The sequence below is a fragment of the Oryzomonas japonica genome, assembly GCF_008802365.1.
In the GTDB taxonomy this organism is placed as follows: domain Bacteria; phylum Desulfobacterota; class Desulfuromonadia; order Geobacterales; family Pseudopelobacteraceae; genus Oryzomonas; species Oryzomonas japonica.
In genome coordinates, this window is the sequence record NZ_VZQZ01000007.1 from 184,152 (window position 1) to 194,625 (window position 10,474).

Below are 10,474 nucleotides of genomic sequence, written 5' to 3' on the forward strand. Positions count from 1 at the left end.
AGACTATGAATCGCTTTTACATACTCATCAGCAGGGTCGCCGTGACCCTGCTTTTTTTGTGGACGCTGGCCGGAACCGGTCGGGCGCTGGACAGCGACGCCCTCTCCCGCCAGGCGGGGGAACTGATGGCCCAGGGGGACCTGCCGGGGGCCGTGGAACTGCTCAGGCAGATCCCGGTTCCGCCCAAAGGTGCTGATGCAGGCGCTTTTGTGGCCAGCCGCATGCAGATGGCCAGAATATACGTCTCGTTGAACGAGGCTGATAAAGCCCTGGCCGCCAGTCGGGAGGTCCTGGCGCTGTTCCCGGACAACAGCGAGGCGCGGAACGCTGTCGCCGCCATCCAAAAACAGCAGCAGTCGCGTTGGCTCTCGCTGCTGGACGACAGCCGCAAATTCCTCCCGGCGCTGCTCAAGGGGGCGACCATGACCCTGCTGCTGGTGCTCTGCACCATGCTGGTCTCCCCCCTGGGGGGGCTCCTGATCGCCCTGGGGCGCATCAGCACCTTCCGTCCCCTGTCCGCCGCGTGCTGGTTCGTGATTTGGTTCTTTCGCGGCACGCCGCTTCTGCTTCAGCTTTTCTTCATCTATTACGGCCTGCCGGCCTTCGGTGTAACTCTGCCGCCCCTGACCGCCGCCGTGATCGGTCTTGGGCTCAATTACTCGGCCTACCTGGGAGAAATCATTCGTGGCGCGATCCAGAGCATCGATCAGGGACAGATGGAGGCGGCCAAGGCCATCGGCATGACCTACGGACAAGCCATGCGGCGCGTCATCATCCCCCAGACCTACAAACGGCTGATGCCCCCCATCGGCAACGAATTCATCGCCCTGATCAAGGACACTGCCCTGGTATCCACCATCGCCATGGTGGAGTTGATGCGCTCGGCCGACCAGCTTTTCAATACCTATTTCAACATCACGGCCCTGGCTTTGGCGGCGGCCATCTATCTTCTCTTGACGAGCATCTTCACCTTCATTTTTGAAAAAATCGAGTACCGGGCAGGGATCTATGAACACCGCTAGGGAGCCGTTGATCCGGCTGGAGGGCATAACCAAGCGTTTTAAAAATCTGACGGCGGTCGACCGGATCGATCTGGATGTCTTTCCGGGCGAGAAACTGGTCATCATCGGACCATCGGGATCGGGCAAGTCCACGTTGCTGCGTTCCATCAACCTGTTGGAAGAGATCGATGACGGCGTCATCCGTTTCCAGGGGCGCGAGGTGGGGTACGTCACCAGCCACGGCCGTCGCCACCTGGACCGCCCCCCGGCGGTGTGCGCCCTGCGGACCGAGATCGGCATGGTATTTCAGCATTTCCATCTCTTTCCCCACATGACCGTGCTGGGCAATGTCATGGAAGGGCCACTGATCGTCCGCAAAATGCCGCTGAACGAAGCACGCCAGGTTGCCACCGACATGCTGTCCAAGGTTGGGCTGTCCGACAAGAGGGACGTCTTTCCCGCCACCCTGTCGGGGGGGCAGAAACAACGGGTGGCCATTGCCCGAGCCCTGGCCATGCGTCCCAAGTTGATGCTGTTCGACGAACCGACGTCGGCGCTGGACCCGGAACTGGTGGGGGAGGTGTTCGACACCATTCATACCCTGGCCGACGAGGGGATGACCATGATCATCGTCACCCATCACATGGGATTTGCCCGTGAACTGGCCGACCGGGTGATCTTTATGGAATCGGGTCATTTCTTAGCCCAGGGGAATCCCCATGAATTTTTCAGCGTTGGCCAGGAAAACGAGCGCATCAGGAGCTTTCTCAACAGATTGCTGTAAGGTGGGAGGGATTATCAGGTTTGTCGAACCGGAAGGCGCTGGCGCTTTCCGGTTTTTTTGTAGCGCTCGCGGGATGGTGTTAAAAAAATTACCATTGTGATGATGGTTGTAACTGATTGATATATAAATAGTATTTATTTAGTGTTAAAAAAACTAACATTGTGCATGTTGTTGTAATCGTTATATTAAATTGAAAGTGTTAAAAAAATTACCATTTGTTGCTGTTGCAAAATGTCCCGTTGTACGCTTCAAGGGGTCGTCGGCATGTAACTCTTGGATACCATGCGTTTTTACGAGATGGCACGAGAGTTGATAGCTGTTAATTGCACCGTATCCCATGCCTGGCACGACGGAGACACCAATGGTCCGATCACTTCAGCCCGCACACATCGAGAACGATGGCCAACAGAAACAAAGAACGATATTGGTGGTCGATGATGAGTTACTGGTGCGGCAGATGCTGCAGGATTGCCTCGAGGAGTACGGTTTTGCCGTGCTTACCGCTACGGACGGGGTAGAGGCATGCGGGCTTTTCATGAAAGAATCCGCCCGTATCGACCTGCTGGTGAGCGACGTACTCATGCCGAGGATGAATGGCTTTTATGCTTATCAGGTCATGTGCAGGATAAAGCCTGGGTTGAAGGCCATTTTGGTGAGTGGCTACCCAAATGGCGCCGACATGATCAACGAAGCGAACATAAATGCTCCGGAATTCCTGTCCAAGCCGATCAGCCCCAAAGAATTGATCTCGAAGATATGCGCAATGCTGGGTAACGTATGACGACTGAGGCGGAGAAATACTGCGCGGTATAAGGACGGGAATTGCAAGAAGTTGCGGTAAAGATTCCGGAATCCCCGGCAGAGATGTGAAACACGACATTTTGTAAACAAAAACGCCCTCTTCGAGCAAGGGGGCGTTTTTGTTGTCTTGGTTTTCAACCCGGCTTCTTTTTGTGGTAATTTATTGACAGTTGTTAGGGAATGTACTATTTTCAGAACTTGTTTTATCAACGGTTTGTACCGGTTTTTCCGGAAATTTCGTAGGAAGGATGGAACAATAGTATGAAGGTCTATTACGACAAAGATTGTAACGTAGCACTTCTGAAAAAGAAAAAAGTCGCCATCGTCGGCTATGGTTCTCAGGGGCATGCCCATGCCCTGAACCTTAAAGATTCGGGTATCGACGTACTCGTCGCTCTGAAAAAGGATTCTGCTTCCGTGAAGAAGGCCAAGGACGCCGGATTCAAGGTTGTTACGGTTGCCGAAGCCGCCAAGGTCGCCGATGTCCTGATGATTCTGCTCCCGGACGAGATCCAGGGCGACATCTATCGCGAAGAGATCGCTCCTTATCTGAAAAAGGGCGCTTCCATCGCCTTTGGCCACGGCTTCAATATCCATTTCGGCCAGATTGCTCCCCGCGAAGACATCAACGTCTTCATGGTGGCCCCCAAGGGACCGGGACATCTGGTGCGCCATGAGTACACCAAGGGAGGCGGCGTGCCCTGCCTGATCGCGCTGCACCAGGACCCCTCCAAGAAGACCAAGGATCTGGCGCTGGCCTATGCTTCGGCAGTTGGCGGCGGTCGTTCCGGTATCATCGAGACCTCGTTCAAAGAGGAAACCGAGACCGATCTGTTCGGCGAGCAGGCAGTGCTGTGTGGCGGCATTGCCGCCCTGATCCAGGCCGGATTCGAGACCTTGGTGGAGGCAGGCTACGCCCCGGAGATGGCATACTTCGAATGCCTGCACGAAACCAAGCTGATCGTTGACCTGATCTATGAAGGCGGCATCGCCAACATGCGCTACTCGGTCTCAAATACCGCCGAATATGGCGATTTGACCCGCGGCCCGCGCGTCGTCAACGCCGAAACCAAGAAGGAAATGAAGAAAATCCTCGACGAAATCCAAAACGGAGAATTCTGCAAGGAATGGATGTTGGAGAATAAGGTCAACAAGCCGACCTTCAGCGCCCTGCGCCGTCGCGGTTCCGAACACCAGATCGAGCAGGTCGGGGCCAAGCTGCGTGCTTTGATGCCTTGGATCGGCAAAAACAAGATCGTTGACAAAACCAAAAACTAGAAAAATTCTACGCATTCGACACCCCTTTGCCCGTTGGGAGAGGGGTGTCTGCGCGTTCAGGCAGGTTGCATGAATAAATCGACCCCATTTGCCAGAGAAGGTTATCCCTTCATCGCTATTTCCGCCGGATTGACGCTTCTTTTGGCCGTGGCCGCCTGGAAATGGTGTTCCCTGGTGCTGGCTGCTCCCGCTGCGCTGTTCTGCGTAGCGACCCTGTTCATTCTCTATTTTTTTCGTAATCCCGAGCGTACCCCGCCCATTGACGGGCGCGCGGTAGTGGCCCCTGCCGACGGGACGGTGATCGTGGCGGAGTGCGTCCCTGAGACACCACTCGGTATCCCGGCGCTTAAGATCAGTATTTTCATGTCGGTCTTCAATGTGCACGTCAACCGTGTCCCTTTCGACGGCACGGTCGTAGACACATTTTACCATCGCGGCAAGTTTTTTGATGCCCGTGACGGCCGGGCTTCCTTCGAAAACGAGCGCAACGGCATCATCCTGGAAGCCGCAGGCGGTGTTCGGCTGGCTTTTGTGCAGATTGCCGGCCTGGTTGCGCGCCGGATCGTCTGCTACGCCCGGACCGGGGACGCGCTGAAACGGGGGGAGCGTTACGGACTGATCCGCTTCGGGTCGAGGGTTGATGTGTATCTGCCGGTTGACGTACAACCGCTGGTAAAGCTTGGAGATGTGACCGTGGCGGGAGAGACCGTGCTGGGGCGTCTCGCATAGGCGGAGAAAGCGTGGCATGAACTCTGAACTGAATGAAAAAAAGGCCGAAAGAGCCGAAAATCTCAAAAAAGGGATCTATATCCTGCCCAACCTGTTTACGACCGGGAGCATGTTTGCCGGTTTCTACAGTTTGGTGGCCAGCCTCAACGGCAATTTCGATGTTGCTGCGCTCTGGATCTTTGCCTCTGCCGTTTTTGACGGATTGGACGGCAAGGTGGCCCGCCTGACCGGAACGACCAGCAAGTTCGGCGTCGAATACGACTCCCTGGCCGACCTGGTGTCGTTTGGGGTGACGCCGGGGTTGATGATGTATGCCTGGGCGCTCAAACCGTTCGGCCGTCTCGGTTGGCTGGCGGCGTTCCTGTTTGTGGTCTGCGGCGCGCTGCGTCTGGCGCGTTTCAATGTTCAGGTCAATACGGTGGAGAGCAAACGTTTCGTGGGGTTGCCCATTCCGGCGGCAGCCAGCATGGTGGCCGCAACCGTCCTTTTGTTCCATCATTTCGGCTGGCCGAGCACGTACAAACGGTTGGCTATTCTCGTCCTGATCTACCTTCTTGCCTTCCTGATGGTGTCGGGATTCCGCTACTACTCATTCAAGGATCCGGCGCTGATCAAGCGGCAGCCCTTCGGGTTCCTGCTTCTGGCCGTGGTGCTGCTGATCGTTGTGGCCGCTGAACCGGCGGTGATGACCTTTGGTATTATGCTCACGTATGTTGTGTCCGGCCCGTTGGGTTTTGCGGTCGGATGGCCGCGCCGCCGCCGCTTGGAAAAGGCGGTGCATAAGGGGCATGGAGCGGCTGCCGGACGCTAGCAGGTTGTTGAAAAACAGCCATCTCGCCGCCATCCTCGAAGGCCCTTTTGTGCGGCGTAGCGCTGCTACGCCTCCGCAGGGCCTTTTGCGGGTGCGACGATCTGACTATTTTTGAACAACCTGAGTTTTCAACAGCCTGTCAGATAATACAGAGGGTCAGGGGATGTCGTGCAGGCGGGCGTTGATGGACTCTTCCGAGATTTCGATGGTGGCGAACGTTTTGTTGGCCGATGTCCGCGTCAGCGTGCCGGGATTGAGGAACAGGATGCCGGATGTGGTGATGCAGGTGGCGCGATGACTGTGACCGAACAGCACTATGTGGGCGCAAATCTCGACCGCCCGTTGTTTCAGTCTTTCCAACCCACCCTTGACCCCGTAAGCGTCTCCATGCACCAGCAAAACACGTTTGCCCTCACATTCCCACAACATCTCACGCGGCACCGAGGCGTCGTGGTCGCAATTGCCGGAAACGGCGATGACGTCAAGATGCATCAGGTTGCGAAGCAGGTTTGCGTCCTCGATGCCGTCGCCGAGATGGATGACGGCGTCCACAGGCTCCGTCAGGCTGTGGGCCTGCAGGGCAGGGGCAAAATTGCCGTGGGTATCGGACACCACCAATACTTTCATAGTGATAGTGTAGCAGAAGTCGGGGTGTCATGGCACCCTAAAATTGTCGACCCGGGTGGCCTTGCATGATAAAGAAAATTGCTGTGATCTTCCTTGCCGCCGTGGCAGCCTTCCTGGTCCTCTTTGCCGGCTCCCTGTTGATTGCCAAGGCGATAATCGGGGGAATGGATACCAAACTGGTGGACAAGGAGGGCGTCGGCCTGTTGGAGGTCCGGGGGATGATCCTCGACTCCAAGGATACGATCCGCCAACTGCGCTATTTCCTCAAACAGGAAAACATCAAGGCTGTGGTGCTGCGGGTTGATTCACCCGGCGGGGTGGTGGCGCCGTCCCAGGAGATCTACGAAGAGGTCAAAAAGTTTGCCGCCAAGAAGAAGATCATCGTTTCCATGGGGAGCCTGGCCGCCTCGGGCGGTTACTACATCTCCGCTCCGGCCACGCTGATCTACGCCAATCCCGGCACCATCACCGCCAGTATCGGCGTGATCCTCAAACTTTCCAATATCGAAACGCTGATGGACAAGATCGGCATCAAGTCCTATACACTCAAAACCGGTAAATTCAAGGATTCCGGCTCGCCGCTGCGGGAGCTTTCAACGGAAGACCGTGCCATGCTCCAGGCGGTCATCGATAATACCCATGAACAATTTGTCCGGGCGGTGGCCGCCGGTCGCAAATTGCCGCTTGAAGATGTGCGCAGGATTGCAGACGGCCGCATCCTCTCCGGTGAACAGGCCAAGGGACTGAAGCTGGTTGATCGGCTGGGAACCCTCCAGGACGCCATTGATGAGGCTGGTCGCCTGGCCGGCATCACCGGCGATCCCGAGGTTATTCACGCTCCCAAGAAAAAGATCGACTATCTGGATGTGTTGGCTGACGGTATGGAAGGTAAATTCAGCGGCACTCTGAGGAATGCCGCCGGCGGGATGCGATTGATGTACGAAGCGGAGTAGGGGAGAGGCGTGAATGGTGAATGGTGAATGGTGAAAAAACGCTTTTTTACCTCTCGGCCTTTCACAATTCACGATTCACATTTTGCATTTCACCTTTTCGCCTTACGCAGCCGTTCGTGGGCGGCGAGAATTATCCTTTCGGTCGTGGCCCAGTCGATACAGGCATCGGTGATAGAAACGCCGTATTTCAACTGGCTGAGATCGGTAGGGATTTTCTGGCTGCCGGCCTCCAGATTGCTTTCGATCATGACGCCGGAGATGGAGCTGTTGCCGTCCATAACCTGCTGGATGACGCTTTCCAGAACCTCCGGCTGTTTCTGGTAATCCTTGTTGGAGTTACCGTGGCTGCAGTCCACCATGATGGTGGGGAATAGCCCGTTCTTTTTGAGGCTCTCTTCGGTGGCGGCGATATCTTCAGGGGTGTAGTTGACCTTACGGGAGCCGCCCCGCAAAACGATGTGGACGTCCGGGTTGCCGCTGGTTTGGATGATGGAGGTCCGCCCCTCGCGGTTGATGCCGAGGAAGCTGTGGGGGTGCTGAACCGCCTTCATGGCGTCCATGGCGATCTGCAGATTGCCGTCAGTGCCATTTTTGAAGCCGACCGGAAACGAGAGGCCGCTTGACATCTCCCGGTGGGTCTGGGACTCGGTTGTCCGGGCTCCGATGGCGCCCCAGCTGATCATGTCGGCCAGGTATTCGGGCGTGATCGGGTCCAACATCTCGGTGGCCACCGGCACGTTCAGGGATGTGATCTTCAGAAGCAGGCCACGGGCGATGCCGAGCCCCTTGGAAATCAGGTGGCTGTGGTCCATATCCGGGTCATTGATCAGCCCTTTCCACCCAATGGTGGTGCGTGGCTTCTCGAAATAGGTCCTCATGACCAGGAGCAGGTGATCTTCAACCTTGCGGGACAGCAGTGCCAGGCGTTTGGCATATTCAACGGCGGCCAGGGGGTCATGGATCGAACAGGGGCCGACTACCATCATCAGGCGCCGGTCCTGGCGATGGATGATCTCCTTGACGCGTTCGCGACTCGTGTTGACGAACTCGCGGTCGCGGTCGGAGAGCGGAAAGACCTGACGCAGTTCTGAGGGAGCGATGACAGGCGTTATGGCGGTGATCTTGAGGTTGTTGGTCTTAATCATGATGTGTTCCGCCTTGTTCGAAAAATGTACTCACAGCTTATGCAAAATAGAACGATTAGCGTTGGTTTGTCAAATAGTTGTTTACACCACTTTCATGCCGTGTCCGGCTGTGTCCCCAAGGAGGGGCTGCTATGTTCTCAAGTGACGTTGCCATCCAATTCCTGACCATCGGTGGAGTGGCTATTGCCATTATTGTGGCAGTCGCCTGGTCCACCAAGTCGGTTATCGTGCACGAAATCAACAAACGGCACGAGCTGTTCAAACAGCAACTCCATCTGGATGTCACCCATACGCTCGACCAGTTCAGAAACGCCCTGACCGAGGAAAAGATGATCTTCGGCGCCATGCAGGACAGCAGGTCGGATTCCCTGGTTCAATTATACGGTATCATGATAGACATCGGCAAAAACGGCCGGATGCTTTCCCGGCCGGGGCAGAGCAACCTCGCGGCGGTCGTCTCCCTTGCCCAGGAATTCCTGACATCCATCCAGGAATTCTTCGATGTCTACCAGAAGAACGGCATCTACTTCAGCGACGAGTTCTGCTCCGCCATGAATGCCTTCATGGCAGAGGATGAAGGTATTGTTGCGGAAATAACCGCCACGGTCGGCACCCCCGCCGCCATTTTCCAGGATGAACAAAAGAAGATTACGGATATCCAACGGTCCTGGAGCACGTTTGAAATGCGAATTCCTGTCATGATTGCGGAAATGAAGAAGGAGTTTCGCCGCTTGGTGGGCGGTTCGAAATGGTTTTAGGCCTCGGCGCTCAGAAACGGGCCGTCTTCGTGGACCGGGATGGCACCATCAATGTGGAGAAGGACTACCTCTACCGGATCGAGGATTTCGAGTTTATCCCGGGGGCGCCGGAGGCGATCAGGCTTTTGAACGAGGCCGGTTTTCTGGTGGTGGTCGTTACGAACCAGTCCGGTGTCGCCCGGGGATATTACACCGAAGAGGATGTTGAAATCCTGCACCGTCATATTGCCGTCGAACTCGGCAAAGCAGGCGCGCGGGTGGACGCGTGGCAATACTGCCCCCACCATCCGGCGGGCCGGGGCAGTTACTCGCTCCCCTGCCGGTGCCGCAAGCCCTTGCCGGGCATGCTCATGGAGGCGGCCCGCCGCCACAACATCGACCTTGCGGCGTCGGTCATGATCGGCGACAAACTGGCCGATATGAAGGCCGGGATTGCTGCTGGCTGCCGCACAATCCTGGTGCGAAGCGGCTACGGCGCCTCCGAGGAGGCGCGGGTCTTGCCGGAGACCTCGGTGTGTGACGACCTGCTGGCTGCTGTTCTCTCCCTGGTATCCAAATGTGATGAGGTTTGACAGGGTACCGTCAAGCATGCCATAATTATTATTCACATTAAATCACCCGAAAAGGATTCTCCCCATGACTCTCGGCATCACCAAAGGTATTATCCTGGCTGGTGGCGCGGGCAGCCGCCTGTTCCCGTTGACCCTGGTGGCCAGCAAGCAGCTGCAACCGGTCTACGACAAGCCAATGATCTACTATCCCCTGGCAACCCTCATGGCGGCCGGCATCAGGGATGTGCTGCTGATTTCCACGCCCCACGACATTCCCCGGTTCGAGAAGCTTTTGGGTGACGGTTCCCGCTGGGGCATTTCCATCACGTATAAGGTTCAGCCCGAGCCCAAGGGAATCGCCCAGGCCTTCCTGGTCGGAGAGGAATTCATCGATCACAAGCCGGTATGCCTGATTCTGGGGGACAACATATTCTACGGCAAGATGAACCTGGATCGTATCTTTGCGGAGTTCCAGGGAGGGGCGCGTATCTTCGGCTACCAGGTCAATGATCCCGAGCGCTACGGTGTTGTTGAGTTCGACGCATCGGGCAGGGTACTCAGCATCGAAGAAAAACCGAAAGAGCCTAAATCCCACTACGCGGTCCCCGGCCTCTATCTGTATGATAGCACGGTGGTGGATACGGCCAAGTCCATCGCCCCATCGCCGCGGGGAGAACTTGAAATCACCGATGTCAACACGGCCTACCTGCGGCGTGGCGAGTTGACGGTGGAACGGTTGGGGCGGGGCATAGCCTGGCTGGACACCGGCACCCACAAGAGTCTTCTGGAAGCCAGCAACTTCATCGAAACCATTGAGTCGCGTCAGGGGCTCAAGATCGCCTGTCTGGAAGAGATTGCACTGCGCCGCGGGTTCATTGATTGCGTACACATGAAGCAGATCATTGATAAAACTCCTCATTCGAGTTACCGCGACTATCTCATGCGGGTATACGGTGAAAACGAGCTCTGTGGCAGAAACTAATAACTTGCGGCAATAAAGCGGGAGACGACGGCCAGGCGGTCTGTTATTACGCCT

General features: G+C 56.3%; 12 protein-coding genes. 10 read left to right on the plus strand and 2 right to left on the minus strand.

Going from position 1 to position 10,474, the window contains the following annotated elements:
* Positions 1–5: 5 nt before the first annotated feature.
* The 6 genes from F6V25_RS12100 (at position 6) to pssA (ending at position 5,404) form a co-directional block, all read left to right on the plus strand.
* Positions 6–1,022 carry an ABC transporter permease subunit gene (locus F6V25_RS12100; protein WP_151128812.1) on the plus strand — a complete coding sequence of 339 codons (1,017 nt, stop codon included), beginning with the start codon at positions 6–8 and terminating at the stop codon, positions 1,020–1,022.
* Entirely contained in the window at positions 1,009–1,785 is a 777-nt protein-coding gene (locus tag F6V25_RS12105) for an amino acid ABC transporter ATP-binding protein (protein ID WP_151128813.1), read from the plus strand. Before F6V25_RS12100 ends, F6V25_RS12105 begins: the two co-directional genes overlap by 14 nt.
* 361 nt (positions 1,786–2,146) lie before the next feature.
* Positions 2,147–2,566, plus strand: coding sequence for a response regulator (locus F6V25_RS12110; RefSeq protein ID WP_191966171.1), 420 nt, complete (start codon positions 2,147–2,149; stop codon positions 2,564–2,566).
* A gap of 281 nt (positions 2,567–2,847) precedes the next feature.
* The gene (gene ilvC, locus F6V25_RS12115; RefSeq protein ID WP_151128815.1) at positions 2,848–3,864 is read left to right on the plus strand and encodes a ketol-acid reductoisomerase; all 1,017 of its coding nucleotides are present in this window, start codon (positions 2,848–2,850) and stop codon (positions 3,862–3,864) included.
* A 69-nt stretch (positions 3,865–3,933) separates the two neighbouring features.
* Positions 3,934–4,593 carry a phosphatidylserine decarboxylase family protein gene (locus F6V25_RS12120; protein ID WP_151128816.1) on the plus strand — a complete coding sequence of 220 codons (660 nt, stop codon included), beginning with the start codon at positions 3,934–3,936 and terminating at the stop codon, positions 4,591–4,593.
* A 16-nt stretch (positions 4,594–4,609) separates the two neighbouring features.
* Positions 4,610–5,404 (plus strand): CDP-diacylglycerol--serine O-phosphatidyltransferase, encoded by a 795-nt coding sequence (gene pssA / locus F6V25_RS12125; RefSeq protein ID WP_191966172.1) that lies wholly within the window; start codon positions 4,610–4,612, stop codon positions 5,402–5,404.
* Between the two features lie 156 nt (positions 5,405–5,560).
* Here the strand turns inward: pssA and F6V25_RS12130 are convergent, their stop codons facing one another.
* Positions 5,561–6,031 carry a metallophosphoesterase family protein gene (locus F6V25_RS12130; protein ID WP_151128817.1) on the minus strand — a complete coding sequence of 157 codons (471 nt, stop codon included), beginning with the start codon at positions 6,029–6,031 and terminating at the stop codon, positions 5,561–5,563.
* A 65-nt stretch (positions 6,032–6,096) separates the two neighbouring features.
* Between F6V25_RS12130 and sppA the strand changes: the two genes are divergently transcribed.
* A complete protein-coding gene (gene sppA / locus F6V25_RS12135; RefSeq protein WP_151128818.1) occupies positions 6,097–6,984 on the plus strand; it encodes a signal peptide peptidase SppA in 888 nt (295 codons plus the stop codon).
* Between the two features lie 89 nt (positions 6,985–7,073).
* On the opposite strand, the gene F6V25_RS12140 is transcribed toward sppA, so the two are convergent.
* Positions 7,074–8,129 carry a 3-deoxy-7-phosphoheptulonate synthase gene (locus tag F6V25_RS12140; RefSeq protein WP_151128819.1) on the minus strand — a complete coding sequence of 352 codons (1,056 nt, stop codon included), beginning with the start codon at positions 8,127–8,129 and terminating at the stop codon, positions 7,074–7,076.
* Between the two features lie 131 nt (positions 8,130–8,260).
* Between F6V25_RS12140 and F6V25_RS12145 the strand changes: the two genes are divergently transcribed.
* The 3 genes from F6V25_RS12145 (at position 8,261) to rfbA (ending at position 10,420) form a co-directional block, all read left to right on the plus strand.
* A complete protein-coding gene (locus F6V25_RS12145; protein ID WP_151128820.1) occupies positions 8,261–8,887 on the plus strand; it encodes a hypothetical protein in 627 nt (208 codons plus the stop codon).
* Positions 8,878–9,459, plus strand: a complete 582-nt coding sequence (gene gmhB, locus F6V25_RS12150; protein WP_151128821.1) for a D-glycero-beta-D-manno-heptose 1,7-bisphosphate 7-phosphatase — start codon at positions 8,878–8,880, stop codon at positions 9,457–9,459. Before F6V25_RS12145 ends, gmhB begins: the two co-directional genes overlap by 10 nt.
* Before the next feature lie 64 nt (positions 9,460–9,523).
* On the plus strand, positions 9,524–10,420 hold the full coding sequence (gene rfbA, locus F6V25_RS12155) for a glucose-1-phosphate thymidylyltransferase RfbA (RefSeq protein WP_151128822.1): 897 nt from the start codon (positions 9,524–9,526) through the stop codon (positions 10,418–10,420).
* Positions 10,421–10,474: the final 54 nt, after the last annotated feature.

Bases quoted from the DNA above. Each gene is read 5' to 3' on its own strand.
- F6V25_RS12100 (WP_151128812.1), top strand. From the start codon at position 6: ATGAATCGCTTTTACATACTCATCAGCAGGGTCGCCGTGACCCTGCTT.
- F6V25_RS12105 (WP_151128813.1), top strand. From the start codon at position 1,009: ATGAACACCGCTAGGGAGCCGTTGATCCGGCTGGAGGGCATAACCAAG.
- F6V25_RS12110 (WP_191966171.1), top strand. From the start codon at position 2,147: ATGGTCCGATCACTTCAGCCCGCACACATCGAGAACGATGGCCAACAG.
- ilvC (WP_151128815.1), top strand. From the start codon at position 2,848: ATGAAGGTCTATTACGACAAAGATTGTAACGTAGCACTTCTGAAAAAG.
- F6V25_RS12120 (WP_151128816.1), top strand. From the start codon at position 3,934: ATGAATAAATCGACCCCATTTGCCAGAGAAGGTTATCCCTTCATCGCT.
- pssA (WP_191966172.1), top strand. From the start codon at position 4,610: ATGAACTCTGAACTGAATGAAAAAAAGGCCGAAAGAGCCGAAAATCTC.
- F6V25_RS12130 (WP_151128817.1), bottom strand. From the start codon at position 6,031: ATGAAAGTATTGGTGGTGTCCGATACCCACGGCAATTTTGCCCCTGCC.
- sppA (WP_151128818.1), top strand. From the start codon at position 6,097: ATGATAAAGAAAATTGCTGTGATCTTCCTTGCCGCCGTGGCAGCCTTC.
- F6V25_RS12140 (WP_151128819.1), bottom strand. From the start codon at position 8,129: ATGATTAAGACCAACAACCTCAAGATCACCGCCATAACGCCTGTCATC.
- F6V25_RS12145 (WP_151128820.1), top strand. From the start codon at position 8,261: ATGTTCTCAAGTGACGTTGCCATCCAATTCCTGACCATCGGTGGAGTG.
- gmhB (WP_151128821.1), top strand. From the start codon at position 8,878: ATGGTTTTAGGCCTCGGCGCTCAGAAACGGGCCGTCTTCGTGGACCGG.
- rfbA (WP_151128822.1), top strand. From the start codon at position 9,524: ATGACTCTCGGCATCACCAAAGGTATTATCCTGGCTGGTGGCGCGGGC.